The organism is Pseudomonas sp. PAMC 26793 (assembly GCF_000313235.1).
Lineage (GTDB): Bacteria > Pseudomonadota > Gammaproteobacteria > Pseudomonadales > Pseudomonadaceae > Aquipseudomonas > Aquipseudomonas yamanorum.
The window spans coordinates 407837-425147 of the sequence record NZ_AMXG01000036.1; the positions used below are offsets into that span (position 1 = coordinate 407837).

Annotated in this window: 17 protein-coding genes; 9 read left to right on the forward strand and 8 right to left on the reverse strand. The window is 61.9% G+C overall.

What is annotated here, in order from left to right; genetic code table 11:
• Positions 1-5: 5 nt before the first annotated feature.
• Genes trkA through def form a run of 4 tightly spaced genes read right to left on the reverse strand, consistent with a single transcriptional unit; the run spans position 6 to position 4232 of the window.
• Positions 6-1379: a Trk system potassium transporter TrkA gene (gene trkA / locus D109_RS0116930; protein ID WP_003213611.1), complete on the reverse strand. Its 1374-nt coding sequence runs from the start codon at positions 1377-1379 to the stop codon at positions 6-8.
• A gap of 22 nt (positions 1380-1401) precedes the next feature.
• A complete protein-coding gene (rsmB, locus tag D109_RS0116935) occupies positions 1402-2712 on the reverse strand; it encodes a 16S rRNA (cytosine(967)-C(5))-methyltransferase RsmB (RefSeq protein ID WP_017477924.1) in 1311 nt (436 codons plus the stop codon).
• Positions 2709-3668, reverse strand: a complete 960-nt coding sequence (gene fmt / locus D109_RS0116940) for a methionyl-tRNA formyltransferase (RefSeq protein ID WP_017477925.1) — start codon at positions 3666-3668, stop codon at positions 2709-2711. The genes rsmB and fmt overlap by 4 nt, the downstream gene beginning before the upstream one ends.
• A 57-nt stretch (positions 3669-3725) precedes the next feature.
• Entirely contained in the window at positions 3726-4232 is a 507-nt protein-coding gene (gene def, locus D109_RS0116945) for a peptide deformylase (RefSeq protein ID WP_003213617.1), read from the reverse strand.
• Between the two features lie 150 nt (positions 4233-4382).
• Between def and D109_RS0116950 the strand changes: the two genes are divergently transcribed.
• From D109_RS0116950 to D109_RS0116960, 3 genes are all read left to right on the forward strand, one after another.
• Positions 4383-5171: a hypothetical protein gene (locus tag D109_RS0116950; RefSeq protein ID WP_026078026.1), complete on the forward strand. Its 789-nt coding sequence runs from the start codon at positions 4383-4385 to the stop codon at positions 5169-5171.
• 63 nt (positions 5172-5234) lie between these two features.
• Entirely contained in the window at positions 5235-6329 is a 1095-nt protein-coding gene (gene dprA, locus D109_RS0116955; RefSeq protein WP_017477927.1) for a DNA-processing protein DprA, read from the forward strand.
• Between the two features lie 54 nt (positions 6330-6383).
• Complete coding sequence (locus D109_RS0116960; RefSeq protein ID WP_017477928.1) at positions 6384-6941, forward strand: L-threonylcarbamoyladenylate synthase; 558 nt, start codon at positions 6384-6386, stop codon at positions 6939-6941.
• 130 nt (positions 6942-7071) lie between these two features.
• On the opposite strand, the gene D109_RS0116965 is transcribed toward D109_RS0116960, so the two are convergent.
• Positions 7072-8049, reverse strand: coding sequence for an NADPH:quinone reductase (locus tag D109_RS0116965; protein WP_003213623.1), 978 nt, complete (start codon positions 8047-8049; stop codon positions 7072-7074).
• A gap of 158 nt (positions 8050-8207) precedes the next feature.
• Here D109_RS0116965 and hemF point away from each other — a divergent pair, with 158 nt between their 5' ends.
• Together hemF and aroE are read left to right on the forward strand one after the other, a co-directional pair.
• Positions 8208-9137, forward strand: a complete 930-nt coding sequence (gene hemF, locus D109_RS0116970) for an oxygen-dependent coproporphyrinogen oxidase (protein ID WP_017477929.1) — start codon at positions 8208-8210, stop codon at positions 9135-9137.
• Positions 9137-9955 carry a shikimate dehydrogenase gene (gene aroE / locus D109_RS0116975; protein ID WP_017477930.1) on the forward strand — a complete coding sequence of 273 codons (819 nt, stop codon included), beginning with the start codon at positions 9137-9139 and terminating at the stop codon, positions 9953-9955. The genes hemF and aroE overlap by 1 nt, the downstream gene beginning before the upstream one ends.
• Positions 9956-9986: 31 nt before the next feature.
• Here the strand turns inward: aroE and D109_RS0116980 are convergent, their stop codons facing one another.
• The 3 genes from D109_RS0116980 to betC all read right to left on the reverse strand — a co-directional run bounded on the left by D109_RS0116980 (position 9987) and on the right by betC (position 14172).
• Positions 9987-11555 carry a SulP family inorganic anion transporter gene (locus D109_RS0116980; RefSeq protein ID WP_017477931.1) on the reverse strand — a complete coding sequence of 523 codons (1569 nt, stop codon included), beginning with the start codon at positions 11553-11555 and terminating at the stop codon, positions 9987-9989.
• 165 nt (positions 11556-11720) lie between these two features.
• A complete protein-coding gene (gene choX, locus D109_RS0116985; protein ID WP_017477932.1) occupies positions 11721-12641 on the reverse strand; it encodes a choline ABC transporter substrate-binding protein in 921 nt (306 codons plus the stop codon).
• Positions 12642-12657: 16 nt separating this feature from the next.
• Entirely contained in the window at positions 12658-14172 is a 1515-nt protein-coding gene (gene betC / locus D109_RS0116990; RefSeq protein ID WP_026078027.1) for a choline-sulfatase, read from the reverse strand.
• Positions 14173-14275: 103 nt separating this feature from the next.
• Here betC and D109_RS0116995 point away from each other — a divergent pair, with 103 nt between their 5' ends.
• The 4 genes from D109_RS0116995 (at position 14276) to D109_RS0117010 (ending at position 17289) form a co-directional block, all read left to right on the forward strand.
• Positions 14276-15226 (forward strand): LysR family transcriptional regulator, encoded by a 951-nt coding sequence (locus D109_RS0116995; protein WP_017477934.1) that lies wholly within the window; start codon positions 14276-14278, stop codon positions 15224-15226.
• Positions 15227-15257: 31 nt separating this feature from the next.
• Entirely contained in the window at positions 15258-15584 is a 327-nt protein-coding gene (locus D109_RS0117000) for a DOPA 4,5-dioxygenase family protein (protein WP_017477935.1), read from the forward strand.
• A gap of 102 nt (positions 15585-15686) precedes the next feature.
• A complete protein-coding gene (locus D109_RS0117005; RefSeq protein WP_017477936.1) occupies positions 15687-16655 on the forward strand; it encodes a 2-dehydro-3-deoxygalactonokinase in 969 nt (322 codons plus the stop codon).
• A 13-nt stretch (positions 16656-16668) separates the two neighbouring features.
• Entirely contained in the window at positions 16669-17289 is a 621-nt protein-coding gene (locus D109_RS0117010) for a 2-dehydro-3-deoxy-6-phosphogalactonate aldolase (RefSeq protein WP_017477937.1), read from the forward strand.
• Positions 17290-17311: the final 22 nt, after the last annotated feature.

Below are 17311 nucleotides of genomic sequence, written 5' to 3' on the forward strand. Positions count from 1 at the left end.
TTTGATCAGAAAAAGCTCAGGCCCACGTGGAACAGCTTCTCCACATCGCGGATATGTTTTTTATCCACAAGGAACAGAATCACATGGTCGCCGGTGGCGATCACCGTGTCGTCGTGGGCGATGATCACTTCTTCATCGCGAATGATTGCGCCAATGGTAGTACCCGGCGGCAAGCCAATATCGCGGATCGCCTTGCCAATCACCTTGCTCGACTTCGAGTCGCCGTGGGCAATCGCCTCGATGGCTTCCGCCGCGCCTCGGCGCAACGAGTGCACACTGACGATATCGCCGCGCCGCACGTGGGCCAGCAAGGTGCCGATGGTTGCCAATTGCGGGCTGATGGCGATGTCGATATCGCCGCCCTGGATCAGGTCGACATAGGCCGGGTTGTTGATGATGGTCATCACCTTCTTCGCCCCCAGCCGCTTGGCCAGCAACGACGACATGATGTTGGCTTCGTCATCGTTGGTCAGGGCCAGGAAGATGTCGGCATCGGCGATGTTTTCTTCCAGCAGCAGGTCACGGTCCGAGGCGCTGCCTTGCAGGACCACGGTGCTGTCGAGGGTGTCGGACAAATACCGGCAGCGTGCCGGATTCATCTCGATGATCTTCACCTGATAGCGGCTTTCGATGGCCTCGGCCAAGCGTTCGCCGATCTGCCCGCCACCCGCGATGACGATGCGTTTGTAGGTCTCATCCAGACGGCGCATTTCACTCATCACCGCGCGAATATTCGCCTTGGCGGCGATGAAAAATACTTCGTCGTCGGCTTCGATCACCGTATCGCCCTGAGGCAGGATCGGCCGGTCGCGACGGAAGATTGCCGCCACCCGTGTCTCGACGTTGGGCATGTGCTCGCGCAACTGGCGCAGTTGCTGGCCCACCAACGGCCCGCCGTAGTACGCCTTGACCGCCACCAGCTGCGCCTTGCCTTCGGCGAAATCGATCACCTGCAAGGCGCCCGGGTGTTCGATCAGGCGCTTGATGTAGTGGGTCACCACCTGTTCCGGGCTGATCAGCACGTCCACCGGGATCGCGTCGTTGTCGAACAGCCCGGCGCGAGTCAGGTAGGCCGCCTCACGCACCCGGGCGATTTTGGTCGGGGTGTGGAACAGGGTATGTGCGACCTGGCAGGCGACCATGTTGGTCTCGTCACTGTTGGTGACCGCCACCAGCATGTCGGCATCGTCGGCACCGGCCTGGCGCAGCACCGTAGGAAACGAGGCACGGCCCTGTACGGTACGGATGTCCAAACGGTCGCCCAAATCCCGCAGGCGCTCCGCGTCGGTGTCGACCACGGTGATGTCGTTGGCTTCGCTGGCCAAATGCTCGGCCAGCGTGCCGCCGACCTGCCCTGCGCCGAGGATGATGATTTTCATCCGGTCACTCCCTTAAAACCATTCAGCCGCGAGCGGCGGCAATCTTGATCAGCTTGGCGTAATAGAACCCGTCGTGGCCGCCTTCCTGGGCCAGCAACTGGCGGCCATGATGCTGCTTGATCCCGGCCTGGATGTCGAGGTCCAGTTCCCGTGCGCCGCTGGTGCGAGCCAGGAAGGCTTCGATGACTTCGGTGTTTTCGGTGGGCAGCGTCGAGCAGGTGGCGTACAGCAGGATGCCGCCGACTTCGAGGGTCGGCCACAGCGCGTCCAGCAACTCGCCTTGCAGCACGGCCAAGGCGGCGATGTCGTCGGGTTGGCGGGTCAGTTTGATGTCCGGGTGACGGCGGATCACGCCGGTGGCGGAGCACGGGGCGTCCAGCAGGATGCGCTGGAAGGGCTTGCCGTCCCACCAGGTGGCGGTGTCGCGGCCGTCGGCGGCAATCAGTTCGGCGCTCAGGCCCAGACGCGCGAGGTTTTCCCGCACGCGCACCAGGCGCTTGGCTTCCAGGTCGACGGCGACGACGCCGGCCAGGTCCGCTTGCACTTCCATGATGTGGCAGGTTTTGCCACCGGGGGCGCAGCAGGCGTCCAGCACTCGTTGGCCAGGCGCCAGGTCCAGCAGGTCAGCGGCCAGTTGCGCGGCTTCGTCCTGCACGCTGATCCAGCCTTCGGCGAACCCGGGCAAGTTACGGACATCACCCGGTTCTGTAAGAACGATGCCGTCCTGACTGTAGACACAGGCCGTGGCGGCTACACCGGCTTCGCCAAGCAACGTGAGATAAGCGTCGCGGGTGTGATGACGGCGATTGACCCGCAGGATCATCGGCGGGTGCGCATTGTTGGCGGCGCAGATGGCTTCCCATTGCGCGGGCCAGAATGCCTTCAGGGATTTTTGCAGCCAGCGCGGGTGAGCGGTGCGCACCACCGGATCATGTTCCAGCTCGGCCAGCAGCGCTTCGCTTTCGCGCTGGGCGCGGCGTAGCACGGCGTTGAGCAAGGCCTTGGCCCAGGGCTTTTTCAGCTTGTCGGCGCAACCCACGGTTTCGCCGATGGCGGCGTGGGCCGGCACGCGGGTGTAGAGCAGTTGATAGAGGCCCACCAGCAGCAGTGCCTCGACATCGGCATCTGCCGCCTTGAACGGCTTTTGCAGCAGTTTGGCCGCCAGCGCCGACAAACGTGGCTGCCAGCGGGCGGTGCCGAAAGCCAGGTCTTGGGTAAAGCCGCGATCGCGGTCTTCAACTTTATCCAGTTGGGTCGGCAACGAACTGTTGAGGGAAGCCTTGCCGTTGAGTACGGCGGCCAGGGCCTTGGCGGCGGCCAGACGTGGGTTCATTGAGCGTCCACCGCTTGGCCGAGGACGATACCTACGGCAAATTTCTCACGGCGGCTGTTGAACAAATCGCTGAAGTTCAGCGCCTTGCCGCCGGGCAATTGCAGACGGGTCAGGCACAGCGCCTGTTCACCGCAGGCCACCAGCAGGCCGTCCTTACTGGCGCCGATGATCTCGCCGGGGGCTCCTTTGCCATCGGCCAAGGTGGCGGCCAGTACTTTCAAGGCTTCGCCATTGAGGGTGCTGTGGCAGATTGGCCACGGGTTGAAGGCGCGTACCAGGCGTTCCAGCTCAACGGCCGGGCGGCTCCAGTCGATGCGGGCTTCATCCTTGTTCAGTTTGTGGGCGTAGGTGGCGAGGCTGTCGTCCTGTACTTCGCCTTCCAAGGTGCCGGCGGCCAGGCCGGCGATGGCTTGGATTACAGCCGGCGGGCCCATTTCGGCGAGGCGGTCGTGCAGGCTGCCGCCGGTGTCTTGACCGGTGATCGGGGTGGTGACTTTCAACAGCATCGGGCCCGTGTCCAGGCCCGCTTCCATGCGCATCACGGTCACACCACTTTCGGCGTCACCGGCTTCAACGGCGCGCTGGATCGGTGCCGCGCCACGCCAGCGAGGCAGCAGCGAGGCGTGGCTGTTGATGCAACCCAGGCGCGGGATATCCAGCACGGCCTGGGGCAGGATCAAACCATAAGCCACTACCACCAGCAGGTCCGGCTTCAGCGCAGCCAGTTCGGCCTGGGCGTCGGCGTTGCGCAGGGTTGGCGGCTGCAGCACGACAATGTTGTTCTCAAGTGCAAGCTGTTTGACCGGGCTGGGCATCAGCTTTTGCCCACGACCGGCCGGGCGATCGGGCTGGGTGTAGACCGCCACGATTTCATACGGGCTGGCGAGCAGGGCCTTGAGATGTTCGGCGGCGAATTCGGGGGTGCCGGCAAAAACGATGCGCAGTGGCTCGGTCATGGGAAACGTCTCACAAAAGAAAAAGGCTTGCCGGAGCAAGCCTTTGAAAGAAGGGAATCAAGCTTGCTGGCGATGCTTCTTTTCCAGCTTCTTCTTGATCCGGTCGCGTTTAAGCGTGGACAGGTAATCGACAAACAGCTTGCCGTTGAGGTGGTCGCATTCGTGTTGAATGCACACCGCCAGCAGGCCTTCGGCAATCATCTCGAACGGCTTGCCGTCACGGTCCAGAGCTTTGATCTTGACGCGCTGGGGACGGTCGACGTTCTCGTAGAAGTCCGGCACCGACAGGCAGCCTTCCTGATACTGGCCCATCTCGTCGGTCAGGGTTTCGAACTCAGGGTTGATAAACACCAGGGGCTCGCTGCGGTCTTCGGACAGGTCCATGACCACGACGCGCTGATGCACGTCGACCTGGGTCGCGGCGAGGCCGATACCCGGGGCTTCATACATTGTTTCAAACATGTCATCGACCAACTGACGAACCTTGGCGTCCACTACGGCCACTGGCTTGGCGATGGTGCGCAGGCGTGAGTCCGGAAATTCGAGGATGTTCAAAATAGCCATAAGCGTAATTGCTGCACATGTGAGGTAAAGGCAAGTCGGCGCCGGGGATGGACCCCTGCTGTACCGGAGTAAGTGCCGTGGGAGAACGTCCGAGAGCCGCGAAGGCCAAGGCGTTTCACGCGAATGCACATAATAAAGGAGATTCACCCCATGAGGAAATCGCTACTCGTCTTGCTGCTGTGGGCCCAGGCCGTTGTTGGCCAGGTTCCCGCGAGCTTTCCACAGGCGGGTCAACCGCTGCCGCTTCATACGCAACAAGCCATCCAGCGCTTTTTACTGCACAACCGCATTCTCGATTCGCCCCAGGAACTGGACCACGCTCCCTATATTGTTGCAGCAGATGCCGGCCGAGTGTTGGGGGCCAATGGCGAGCGTGTTTATGCGCGGGGCGTACTGGACCCTGCCGTCCCAAGCTATGGAATCTTTCGCCGGGGCAAGGCCTACACCGACCCTGATAGCCAGGAATTGCTGGGCATCAACGCTGACGACATTGGCACCGCACGTTTTGTGACAGCGGGCGACGTCAGCACATTGGGTGTGCAGCGGGTGACCCAGGAGGTGCGTCCCGGGGAACGGTTGCTCAGGCAGCAAGCAGCCACCGACCTGGCCAGTTTGGTGGTTCAGTGGCCTGCCCGCGCCATTGCCGGGCACATCATCGACGTGCCCCGGGGCGTGACGCAGGTCGGCGTGCTGGATGCCGTGACGTTGAACAAGGGACGCCGTGACGGCCTGATGGAAGGCCATGTGCTGGCCGTGGTGAAAGCCGGAGAAACCCTTCGCGATCAAGTGACCGGCGCTCCGGTGAAGGTGCCTGACGAACCTGCCGGGAAGCTATTGGTGTTTCGCACTTACGAAAAGCTCAGCTACGGCCTGGTGCTCAGCGCGTCGCGTTCGCTGGCGGTAATGGACCGTTTTGAGGCGCATGATCAAAGGCAATAATTAGGTTGCTAAATAAGTTACCAACAGAGTTATCCACAGCTTGTTCCGATCAAGGACGATCAAATGTTACCGACGAATAACCGCGAAATTTCCCCGGCAGAGCTGGAAGCCCGACTACGCTTGCACAGGCTGCCGGAACTGGGTCCCAAGGGCTTTAAAAAACTTATCGAGGCCTTTGGTTCTGCGTCAAAAGCCATCAGCGCACCGGCGAGTGCCTGGCGTTCTCTTGGCCTCAAGGTGGCCAGCGTCGATGCCCGGCGTTGCGAGGAAGTACGTGATGGCGCCAGCGCGGCATTGGCCTGGTTGGAGCGTCCAGCCCAGCATTTGCTGATGTGGGACCAACCCGACTACCCGGCATTGCTCGCAGAATTGGATGACGCGCCCCCGCTATTATTCGTCGCCGGCAACCCGGCGATTCTGGAAAAACCGCAATTGGCGATGGTCGGCAGCCGTCGTGCCTCCAGGCCAGGAATGGACACCGCCGCCGCGTTTTCCCGCAGCCTGGCGAGTGCCGGTTTTGTCATCACCAGTGGCCTTGCCCTGGGTATCGACGGCGCTGCTCACCAAGCGGCTTTGGATGTCGGTGGACATACAATTGGCGTACTGGGCACCGGGCTCGAAAATTTTTATCCACAGCGCCACCGACGCTTGGCCGAAGCGATGATTGCCCAAGGCAGCGCCGTGGTTTCCGAGTTTCCGTTGGACGCCCCGCCACAAGCCGGTAACTTCCCGCGACGTAACCGCATAATCAGCGGCCTGTCTCTTGGGGTGCTGGTGGTGGAAGCCAGTATGGCCAGCGGTTCGCTGATCACTGCTCGGTTGGCGGCGGAGCAAGGCCGCGAGGTATACGCCATCCCCGGCTCGATCCATCACCCCGGGGCCAAAGGCTGCCATCAATTGATTCGAGATGGTGCGGTGCTGGTGGAAACCATCGAACACATTCTCGAAAACCTGCGTGGCTGGCAGGCACTGTCCCGCCCGGCGCCGATTGCGGTCACTCACCCACTGGTGGCGCTGCTGCACGCGGCGCCCCAGACCAGTGAAGCCTTGGCGATTGCCAGCGGGAGGGCGTTGTCCGAGGTGCTGGCCAGCTTGACGGAACTGGAGCTGGAAGGCCGGGTAATCTGCGAAAGCGGGCGCTGGCTTGCGCGCGGCTAGGTTTTGTAACGAAGATCGGTAAACTGCGCAGAGCTTTAGTCCGGAGAGTGAGTAATGGTCAACAGGTGGCGTGTGCGAGAAGCCGCACGAGAAATTCGCGCAGGCGCGGTGATTGCCTATCCAACCGAGGCGGTCTGGGGCCTGGGCTGTGACCCTTGGAACGAAGAGGCCGTGGATCGGTTGCTGGCGATCAAGGGCCGGTCTGTGGATAAAGGTCTGATCCTGATTGCCGACAATATTCGTCAGTTCGATTTTCTCTTCGAAGACTTTCCTGATGAGTGGATGGACCGCATGGCCAGTACCTGGCCTGGCCCGAATACGTGGCTGGTGCCCCATCAGAACTTGTTGCCCGAGTGGATTACCGGGGTGCATGACACGGTGGCGTTGCGGGTGACTGATCATCCGCAAGTGCGGGATCTGTGCTCGTTGGTCGGGCCATTGATTTCCACCTCGGCCAACCCACAGGGCCGCCCGGCGGCGCGCACGCGGATTCGTGTGGAGCAGTATTTCCGTGGGCAGGTGGATCTAGTGTTGGGCGGGAATCTTGGGGGGCGGAAGAATCCGAGTCTGATTCGGGATCTGGCGACGGGCGAGGTTGTGCGCCCTTCCTGAGACCGAGTCGCCTGCATTCGCGAGCAAGCCCGCTCCCACATTCGGCCGCATTCCAAAGGCGGAGCGCATTCAAATGTGGGAGCGGGCTTGCTCGCGAAGAGGCCCTCAAACCCGCTGAAAATCCAACGCCCTATGGCAACAGAATGGTCGACCCAGTCGTCCGCCGCGCCGACAACTCAATCTGCGCCTTCGCCGCATCCCCCAGCGAAAACCGCTGATTAATATCAATCTGCAACTTGCCACTGATGATCATCGAAAACAGGTCATCCGCCATCGCCTGCAGGTTTTCCGGGTTGTTGGCATAAGTCGCCAGGGTCGGCCGGGTCACATACAGCGAACCTTTCGCTGCCAGAATCCCCAGGTTAACCCCATCCACAGCCCCCGAGGCATTCCCAAAACTCACCACCAACCCGCGTGGCGCCACGCTGTCCAAGGACGTGAGCCAGGTGTCCTTGCCTACACCGTCGTACACCACCGGGCATTTCTTGCCGTCAGTCAGTTCCAGCACGCGCTGTGCGACGTTTTCCTTGCTGTAGTCGATGGTTTCCCAGGCACCGAGGGATTTGGCCAGCGCTGCTTTTTCCGGCGAACTGACGGTACCGATCAGCTTCACGCCCAAGGCCTTGGCCCATTGGCACGCCAGCGAGCCCACGCCACCGGCAGCGGCGTGGAACAGAATGGTTTCGCCGCCTTTCAACTCATAGGTCTGGCGCAACAGGTACTGCACCGTCAGGCCCTTGAGCATCGCGCCAGCGGCCTGTTCGAAGCTGATGTCGTCTGGCAGGTGCACCAGGTTGGCGGCCGGCAGCACATGCAGTTCGCTGTAGGCACCCAGTGGGCCGCTGCCGTAGGCCACGCGATCCCCAACCTTGAATTGAGTGACTTCACTGCCTACTGCTTCAACCACGCCAGCGCCTTCAGCGCCCAGGCCCGACGGCAAGGCCGGTGGCGCGTACAGGCCGCTGCGGAAATACGTGTCGATGAAGTTCAGGCCAATGGCCTTGTTCTGCACGCGAACCTGCTGCGGGCCGGGTTCTGCCGGGGTGTAGTCCACATACTCAAGTACTTCGGGGCCGCCATGGGCACGGAACTGGATACGTTTGGCCATCTGCACTCTCCTTAAGTCATTTCGCGTAGCCCCCTATCGGACTCCTAAGCTTGATCTTCGTCAACTGTGGCAGTAGTGGGTGCAGTGGTATCCTGTGCGCCCATTTGCCGCCGACGCCCAATGGCCTCGCGTAGCTTTGCCCGATTCAAGGTGATGTCATGACTACCCGCACCGAGGCTGTCAAAGCCTACCTGCTCGACCTGCAAGACCGCATTTGCAGCGCCCTGGAAACCTTTGAGACGGACACTCGCTTTATCGAAGACGCCTGGACCCGGCCTGCCGGCGGCGGTGGTCGTACCCGTGTGATCGAAAACGGTTCGGTGATCGAAAAAGGCGGCGTTAATTTTTCCCACGTGTTTGGCAGCGGCCTCCCACCGTCCGCCAGTGCCCATCGCCCGGAATTGGCCGGTCGCGGTTTTGAAGCCCTCGGCGTGTCGCTGGTGATCCACCCGCACAACCCCCATGTGCCGACTTCCCACGCCAACGTACGGTTTTTCATCGCTGAAAAAGAAGGCGAAGAGCCGGTGTGGTGGTTCGGTGGCGGCTTCGACCTGACGCCCTACTACGGCAACGAAGAAGACTGCATCCACTGGCACCGCGTCGCCGAGCAGGCCTGCGCGCCGTTTGGCCCGGACGTGTACTCGCGCTACAAGGCCTGGTGCGACACCTACTTCCACATCAAGCACCGCAACGAACCCCGGGGCATCGGCGGTTTGTTCTTCGATGATTTGAACGAGTGGGACTTCGACACCAGCTTCGCCTTCATGCGCGCCATCGGCGACGCCTACATTGACGCCTACCTGCCAATCGTCCAGCGCCGCAAGGCCATGGCCTATACCGAGCAGCAGCGCGAATTCCAGGAATTCCGCCGTGGCCGCTACGTCGAGTTCAACCTGGTCTACGACCGTGGCACCTTGTTCGGCCTGCAATCAGGCGGGCGCACCGAGTCGATCCTGATGTCGCTGCCGCCGCAAGTGCGCTGGAGCTATGACTGGAAAGCCGCGCCCGACAGTGAAGAAGCGCGTCTCACCGACTACTACCTGCAAGACCGCGACTGGCTGGGCGTGCTGCCCAAGGCGGCGGTCTGATGGATCGTTATGTCGTTTTCGGCAACCCCATCGGCCACAGCAAGTCGCCGCTGATTCATCGCCTGTTCGCCGAACAAACTGGCGAGCAACTGGACTACAGCACCTTGCTCGCGCCGTTGGAGGATTTCACCGGCTGTGCAAAAGCATTTTTCGCACAAGGCCGTGGTGCCAACGTCACCGTGCCGTTCAAGGAAGAGGCCTATCGCCTGGCCAACACCCTGACCGAACGCGCCCAACGGGCCGGCGCGGTGAATACCTTGAGCAAGCTCGCCGATGGCAGCCTGTTGGGGGACAACACCGACGGCGCCGGCCTGGTGCGGGATTTGACGGTGAATGCCGGGCTCAGCCTGCAAGGCAAACGCATTCTGCTGCTGGGGGCTGGTGGTGCGGTGCGCGGTGCGCTGGAACCGTTGCTGGCTGAGCAGCCGGCTTCGCTGATCATCGCCAACCGCACTGTGGAAAAGGCCGAATTGCTCGCCGAGCTGTTCGACGACCTCGGCCCGGTGTCCGCCAGCGGTTTCGACTGGCTGCGTGAGCCGGTGGACCTGATCATCAACGCCACGTCCGCCAGCCTGTCAGGCGATGTACCGCCGATTGCGGGTAGCCTGATCGAACCCGGAAAGACTTTTTGCTACGACATGATGTACGGCAAAGAGCCTACGGCGTTTTGCCGTTGGGCCAATGATCAGGGCGCCGCGGTAGCGATGGATGGCCTGGGAATGTTGGTGGAGCAGGCGGCGGAAGCGTTCTACCTGTGGCGCGGCGTGCGCCCGGATTCGGCGCCGGTATTAGCTGAACTGCGTAGGCAACTGGCCTGAAGCAAGCCCGCTCCCACAGTTTTAACCGCATTCAGTCTTCGAAATGGAGGGGGCATTTCTCCGCCCCTTCCAGTTTCTTCAACTCTTCCACCACCTGCGGCCGGGCCTTGCGCAACGCCAGGCTGCGCCCCAATCCGTTCAATCGGCGCGCTTCCTGGTGCAGCATCTCCACTCCGGAATAGTCGATAAAGTTGATCTGCTGTGCCTCGATCACCACCCGCTGGCCGTGCAGGCTCTGCAGCCGTACTTGCAGATAATGGCTGGCGCCGAAAAAGATCGACCCGCCGACCCGCAGCACGTCGTCCTCACCGTCACGCCATTGCTGGACTCGCGGTTGCGAGGTGCGCTTGAGGTAGAAAAACAGCGACGCCAGCACACCCGCATAAATCGCCGTCTGCAATTCCAGCAGCAGCGTGGCGATGCAGGTCAGGCTCATCACCGCAAACTCTGCGCGGCTGACCCGGAACAGTGCCCGAATACCGCGATGGTCCACCAACCCCCAGCAAATCAGCAGGATGCTCGCGGCCATGCTCGGGATCGGGATATGCGCGATCAGTGCCGCGCCGAACAGTGCAAACAGCGCCACCCACAGCGCAGAAAACACCCCTGCCAGCGGTGAGCAGGCGCCTGCCTCATAACTCAGGCCCGACCGGGTGAAGGAGCCCGCCGACAAGTACCCGGAAAAAAATCCGCCGACGATGTTGGATAAACCCTGGGCGCGCACTTCCTGATTTGCATCGAGCAATTGCTGGGAGCGGGCCGACAGTGAGCGCGCAATCGACAGGCTGGTCACCAGCCCGAGCATGCCCACCGCCACGGCACTCGGCAGCAGGCGCAAAACCATGTCCAGGTCCATCGGCAGCGGGCTGAAGGGCGGCAGTTTGCCGACAAATGAACTGACCAACGCCACCTTCCCGAACATCGCCGGCCATAGCCATGGGGTGAGGCTACCCAAGACCAGCGCGATCAGCAGTGTGGGCCAGCGCGGCACCCAGAGTTTCAGCAGTACACCCACCAGCAAGGTCCCGAGCCCGAGCACCAGTGGCGGGTGATTCCATTCCCCGGCATGGTTGATCAGCGCCAGCAGGCTGTTGATCGCCGTGGCCTGGCTGGGCAGATCCAGCCCCAACAGATTGGGCAATTGCCCCAGGGCGATTACCACCGCCGCGCCGAGGGTGAAGCCGAGCACCACTGAATGTGAAACGAAGTTCACCAGGGCACCGAAGCGCAGCATCCCCAGCAGCCATTGGAAGACGCCGGCCAGGAAGGTCAGCAACAGGATGAGCGTGATGTAGTCCTGGGACCCGGGCACGGCCAGCGGGCTGACACTGGCGTAGAGCACGATGGAAATCGCCGCCGTGGGACCGCAGATCAGGTGCCAGGAAGAGCCCCACAAGCAGGCGATCAATACCGGGATGATCGCGGCGTACAGGCCGTACTCCGGTGGGAGACCGGCGATCAGCGCGTAGGCAATGGATTGCGGTAATGCCAGGACTGCACCGCTCAGCCCAACGATTGCATCTCGCCCGACGCTGGCGCGGGTTTGGCGCGGGAGCCAGTTGAGGAAGGGGAAGAGTGTGTGGCGGTTGGGCCAGGGCATTGGCAACTCGGTTGAAGAGGTTTGAATCAGAGTATCAGGCTCATGATGATCGTTCCCACGCTCTGCGTGGGAATGCCGTCTTGGACGCTCTGCGTCCGCTCTTGAGTCGTGACGCGGAGCGTCACCGGATGCGTTCCCACGCAGAGCGTGGGAACGATCAGTGCATCAGAGTTTGGCTTTTACGGCGGCCAGCGCATCTTGGCCGTCGACGGTTTTAACCCCGTCCAGCCACTTGTCCAGCACCGCCGGATTCGCCTTGATCCACGCCTTCGCCGCATCAACGTTGCTCACCTTCTTGTTCACCACCTCCGCCATGATGGCGTTCTCCATCTCCTGGGTGAAACTCAGGTTGGTCAGCAATTTGCCCACATTCGGGCAGGCCTGCGCATACCCTTTGCGGGTCAAGGTGTACACGCTGCCGGTGTCACCAAAGTACTTTTCCCCGCCCTTGAGGTAATGCATCTTCAGCTGCACGTTCATCGGGTGCGGCGTCCAGCCGAGGAAGGTCACGAATTTCTGCTTCTTCACCGCCCGGGACACCTTGGCCAGCATCGCCTGTTCACTGGACTCGATCAGCTTCCACTGGCCCAGGTCGAAGTCGTTTTTCTTGATGATTTCCTGCAACGAGATGTTCGCCGGCGCACCCGAACCGATGCCGTAGATCTTCTTGTCGAACTTGTCGGCAAACGTGTTCAGGTCGGCAAAATCATGCACCCCGGCGTCCCACACATAATCCGGCACGGCGAGGGTGAACTCGGTGCCATCGAGGTTTTTCGCCAGTTGCACCACATCGCCATTGGCCACGAACTTGTCGTAGAAGCCCTGCTGCGCAGGCATCCAGTTACCCAGGAACACATCCACCTGGCCGTCCTTGAGCCCGCCAAAGGTGATCGGCACCGCAAGGGTGTCAACCTTGGCCTTGTAGCCCATGCCGTTCAACAGGAAACCGGTAATGGCATTGGTGGCGGCGATATCGCTCCAGCCCGGATCGGCCATCTTCACGGTGTCGCAGCTTGAGTCCGCGTAGGCGCCGGCACTGCTCAATGCCAACAGCGCAACGCTCAACACGGTGGATAACTTTTGCATGGCCTTCCCCTCAGTTTTATTGGTTTTGGCAGGGTTGTGGAAAACGTGCCTTGCGCTCCAGATCGTCGAGGTCGATATGGTTGCGCATGTACTGCTGACTGGCGTCTACCAGTGGCTGGTGGTCCCAGCTCTTCAGCTTGCCTTGGGTCAGCGCCTCGAATACCAGGCGGCGACGGCGTTGGCTGGCGAGCACCTGCTGGTGGATCGCCGGGATGTCCCATTTGGCCCGCGCCTCACGCAAAAACGCCTCGAACAGTGGCCGGTGTTCCGGTGACTGGCTGAGTTCTTCCCGCTCGTGCGGGTCGTTGTGCACATCGAACAATAGGCAAGGATCGTCCTCGCTGTAGATGAACTTGTAGGCGCCTCGCCGGATCATCATCAGTGGGCTGATGGTGCCCTCGGCCATGTACTCGCCGAACACTTCATCGTGCCCGCCCTGCCCTTGAAGGTGCGAAACCAGCGAGCGGCCGTCCAGCGGCAGGTTGGCGTCGAGTTGGCCGCCGGCCAGTTCCACCAGGGTGGGCAGCAGGTCGGCGGTGGACACGGCAGCGGTCACGCGGCCCGCCGCAAACTGCCCCGGCGCGCTGATCAGCAGCGGCACCCGGGCGGCCATCTCAAACCAGTGCATTTTGTACCAGAGCCCGCGCTCGCCGAGCATGTCGCCGTGGTCGCCGGAGAAAATGATGAGGGTGTCATCGGCCAGGCCCGTTTCTTCCAGGGTTTGCAGCAGCTTGCCGACGTTACTGTCGATGTAGCTGCACGCGCCGAAGTAGGCGCGGCGCGCATCGCGGATCTTGTTCACCGGCAGCGGCTTGTCCCACAGGTCATAGACCTTGAGCAGGCGTTGGGAGTGAGGGTCGAGATCTGCTTGTGGCGGCGTTGTGGGCAACGGGATGTCGTTGTCGTCGTACAGGTCCCAGAACGGTTTGGAAATGGTGTACGGATCGTGTGGGTGGGTCATCGACACGGTCAGGCAGAACGGCTGGTCGCCGTCCTCGCGGATATGGTCGAACAGGTACTGCTGGGCCTTGAACACCACCTCTTCGTCGAAATCCAGCTGGTTGGTGCGCACGCATGGCCCGGCTTGCAGCACCGACGCCATGTTGTGGTACCAGGTGGGACGCACGTCCGGCTCATCCCAGTTCACCGCCCAGCCATAGTCGGCGGGGTAGATGTCACTGGTCAGGCGTTCTTCATAACCGTGGAGCTGGTCGGGGCCGCAAAAATGCATCTTGCCCGACAACGCGGTGCGGTAGCCGAGGCGACGCAGGTAGTGGGCATAAGTCGGCACGTCGGCGGGGAAATCGGCCGCGTTGTCGTAGGCGCCGATCTTGCTCGGCAACTGCCCACTCACCAGGGTAAAGCGCGATGGCGCGCACAGCGGGCTGTTGCAGTAAGCGGCGTCGAACACCACGCCCTCAGCGGCGAGGCGGCTCAAGTTCGGCAGTTTGATAGGCGAAGGACCGTAGAACGGAAGCATCGGCGCGGCCATCTGATCGGCCATGATAAAAAGAATGTTCTTGCGCTTCATGGTTTCGCGGCATTCCATAGTCAACGTTTATGCGAACGAGCATGCAGGCCATGGAAATCGTGGTAAAGCCCATGAGAAGCAATGTCTAGGATAAGCCCAGCTTATGTATGAATCCCTCGGTAACCTGTCACTCGATCTGCTGCGCGCGTTTGAAGCCGCAGCGCGCCAGCGCAGCTTTACGGCGGCGGCGATGGAGTTGGGCACCACCCAGCCGGCCATCAGCCAGCAGATCAAGCGCCTGGAAGAACAGCTGAAGGTGCGCCTGTTTGATCGCATTTACCGTGGCATCGAACTGACCGACGCGGGCGCCCTGTTGTTCGAGCAGGTGCAGGCCGGCTTGCAGAGCATCAACCAGGGCCTGAGCGCGATTGCCGAGCAGGACCAGCACGAAGTCCTGCAGGTGGCGACGGACTTTGCGTTCGCCGCCTATTGGCTGATGCCGCGCCTGCACCGTTTCCATGAAGCCAACCCGCAGGTGGACGTGAGCCTGGTCACCAGCGAGCGCAATCACGCCGCGTTGCGCAGCGATATCGATGTGGCGGTGTTGTTCGGCGACGGCCGTTTCAAGCAGGGCGACAGCCTGTGGCTGTTCAACGAGGAAGTGTTCCCGGTGTGCAGCCCGCAGTTGCTCCAGGACCGCAGCGCGCCGCTGCCGGTGCAGAGCCTGCTGGATTTTCCGTTGTTGCACCTGCGCCAGCAAAACAACAATCAGTGGTTCGACTGGAGCGGCGTGTTTCGCGAGCTGGGCATCACCACCGCGCCCACCCCGGGCCAACTGCGTTTCGACAATTACACGCTGTTGATCCAGGCCGCGATCGCCGGCCAAGGTGTGGCCATCGGCTGGCGCCACCTTGTGGATAACTTGCTCGAGCAAAAGTGGCTGTGCCGGCCGATTGGCGACACGGTGATCTCACGCTTCGGCTATTACGTGGTGCTGCCCCAGCGCAAACGTCGCAGCCAGTTGATCGAACGTTTCGTCGACTGGTTGATGACCGAGCAAGCCAGCAGCGCACAATCACTGACCGGCCTGGCCCTGCCGTCCATTGCGGTCTAGGATTTGCCGATCATTGAGCCCGGAGCCTGTCATGCAACGTATCAAGGGCTACCACGCCCACATCTACTTCGACGCCAACACCATCGACCAGGCGCGCAAACTCTGCGAGGACGCCGCGCAGATGTTCCCGCTGCGCATGGGCCGCGTGCATGAACGCCCGGTGGGCCCGCATCCGGACTGGAGCTGCCAGCTGGCGTTCGACCCGGAATACATCGGCGTCGTACTGCCGTGGCTGGCCCTCAACCGCAACGGCCTGGTGGTGTTCCTGCACCCGACCACCGGCGACGACCTCAAGGATCACACCGACCATGCGATCTGGATGGGGGCGATGCGCACCTTGGACCTGTCGAGTTTCTAAGCCTATATATTCCCTATATATGGGACTGATATTTATATATTGAGACTTTGCCGGTCTTGGGTTTATATTCGCCTCATCCGCTCAGAACACTCAGGTGAAGCGATGCAGGCGCAATTGATCGCGCTCGATTGGGGAACCAGTTCCCTTCGTGCTTATAAGCTCGGCCCGGCAGGCGTCGTGATCGAACGACGCACCCTGGCGTCGGGGATCATGCACCTGCCCACCGAACCCCGGGACATTGCCGGTGTTCGCTGCAGCAATGGCTTTGAGCTGGCCTTCGACGCGGCCTGCGGTGACTGGCTCGACGCCCGGCCCGGCCTCCCCGTCATCGCCTGCGGCATGGTCGGCAGCGCCCAGGGCTGGAGCGAAGCGGCTTACCGCGATACCCCGGCCGACGTTGCTACCCTCGGCCAGGCACTACATGTAGTTCGCAGCCTGCGTGGCGCGACGGTGTACATCGTTCCCGGCGTGATTCAACGCGGCGCCTTGCCCAATGTGATGCGCGGCGAAGAAACCCAGGTGCTTGGCGTGCTGCAAAGCTTATCCGCCACTACCGGGAGCGATGTACTGATCGGCCTGCCGGGCAGCCATTCCAAGTGGGTCGAGGTGGTGGAAGGCTGCATCACCCACTTCGATACCTTCATGACCGGCGAGCTGTTTGCCGTGCTCAGCCAACACAGCATTTTGGGGCGTACTCAGCGACCTTCCGAAGCGTTCCAGGCGGCGGCTTTTGATCGCGGCGTGCAGGTGGCGCTGTCGTCGGACGGCCAGGCCGGCCTGTTGTCGACCTTGTTCAGCGCCCGCACCCTGGGATTGACCGGCGAGCTGGCGCCCGAGGAGCAGCCCGACTATTTGTCCGGCCTGATGATCGGTCACGAACTCATGGGCTTGCGCACCCGCCAGAATGCCCAACAGCGCGACATCGTGCTGGTGGGCACCACCCAACTCTGCACCCGCTACCAGCGTGCACTCCAACTTTGTGGCTTCCCCAGCGTGACCCTGGCACAGGAGGCTACCGAGCGTGGTCTTTGGCAGTTGGCCATGGCGGCGGGGCTGCTGCCTGCAACCTGACGAGAGGCCCGACATGCTCAAGCAAGCACTGACACACAACGGTTTGATCGCGATCCTGCGCGGCCTGCGACCGGAGGAGGCGTTGGCGATCGGCGAAGTGTTGTACACCGCAGGCTTCAGGGTCATCGAAGTGCCGCTCAACTCACCGGATCCTTATTCCAGCATCCGCATCCTGCGGGACAGCCTGCCCGCCGATTGCCTGATCGGCGCCGGCACCGTGCTGACCCCGGAACAGGTTGATCACGTCAAAGCCGCCGGCGGCCAAGTGATCGTCATGCCCCACAGCGATGCCAAGGTGTTGCGGGCCGCGAAGGCTGCGGGCCTGTACCTGTCGCCGGGTGTGGCCACGCCCACCGAAGCTTTTGCCGCGCTGGCCGAAGGCGCCGACGTGCTGAAGCTGTTCCCCGCCGAGCAAATGGGCCCGGCGGTGGTCAAGGCCTGGCTCGCGGTACTGCCTGCGGGCACGGTGCTGCTGCCGGTGGGCGGCATCACTCCGGACAACATGCAGGTATTTTTCGACGCGGGCGTCAAAGGCTTCGGTCTGGGCTCCGGGTTATTCAAGCCGGGCATGAGCGTCGCCCAAGTGGCGAGCAACGCCCAGGCCTACGTCGCGGCCTGGCATGCCTTGGGCTGATCAGCGTTCTCCATCTACAAGA

Excerpts from the sequence above, each read along its gene's own strand:
- choX (WP_017477932.1), bottom strand. The coding sequence starts at position 12,641 with ATGCAAAAGTTATCCACCGTGTTGAGCGTTGCGCTGTTGGCATTGAGC.
- aroE (WP_017477930.1), top strand. The coding sequence starts at position 9,137 with ATGGATCGTTATGTCGTTTTCGGCAACCCCATCGGCCACAGCAAGTCG.
- dprA (WP_017477927.1), top strand. The coding sequence starts at position 5,235 with ATGTTACCGACGAATAACCGCGAAATTTCCCCGGCAGAGCTGGAAGCC.
- hemF (WP_017477929.1), top strand. The coding sequence starts at position 8,208 with ATGACTACCCGCACCGAGGCTGTCAAAGCCTACCTGCTCGACCTGCAA.
- D109_RS0117010 (WP_017477937.1), top strand. The coding sequence starts at position 16,669 with ATGCTCAAGCAAGCACTGACACACAACGGTTTGATCGCGATCCTGCGC.
- D109_RS0116950 (WP_026078026.1), top strand. The coding sequence starts at position 4,383 with ATGAGGAAATCGCTACTCGTCTTGCTGCTGTGGGCCCAGGCCGTTGTT.
- D109_RS0116960 (WP_017477928.1), top strand. The coding sequence starts at position 6,384 with ATGGTCAACAGGTGGCGTGTGCGAGAAGCCGCACGAGAAATTCGCGCA.
- trkA (WP_003213611.1), bottom strand. The coding sequence starts at position 1,379 with ATGAAAATCATCATCCTCGGCGCAGGGCAGGTCGGCGGCACGCTGGCC.
- D109_RS0116995 (WP_017477934.1), top strand. The coding sequence starts at position 14,276 with ATGTATGAATCCCTCGGTAACCTGTCACTCGATCTGCTGCGCGCGTTT.
- D109_RS0117000 (WP_017477935.1), top strand. The coding sequence starts at position 15,258 with ATGCAACGTATCAAGGGCTACCACGCCCACATCTACTTCGACGCCAAC.
- rsmB (WP_017477924.1), bottom strand. The coding sequence starts at position 2,712 with ATGAACCCACGTCTGGCCGCCGCCAAGGCCCTGGCCGCCGTACTCAAC.
- fmt (WP_017477925.1), bottom strand. The coding sequence starts at position 3,668 with ATGACCGAGCCACTGCGCATCGTTTTTGCCGGCACCCCCGAATTCGCC.
- D109_RS0116965 (WP_003213623.1), bottom strand. The coding sequence starts at position 8,049 with ATGGCCAAACGTATCCAGTTCCGTGCCCATGGCGGCCCCGAAGTACTT.
- def (WP_003213617.1), bottom strand. The coding sequence starts at position 4,232 with ATGGCTATTTTGAACATCCTCGAATTTCCGGACTCACGCCTGCGCACC.
- betC (WP_026078027.1), bottom strand. The coding sequence starts at position 14,172 with ATGAAGCGCAAGAACATTCTTTTTATCATGGCCGATCAGATGGCCGCG.
- D109_RS0117005 (WP_017477936.1), top strand. The coding sequence starts at position 15,687 with ATGCAGGCGCAATTGATCGCGCTCGATTGGGGAACCAGTTCCCTTCGT.
- D109_RS0116980 (WP_017477931.1), bottom strand. The coding sequence starts at position 11,555 with ATGCCCTGGCCCAACCGCCACACACTCTTCCCCTTCCTCAACTGGCTC.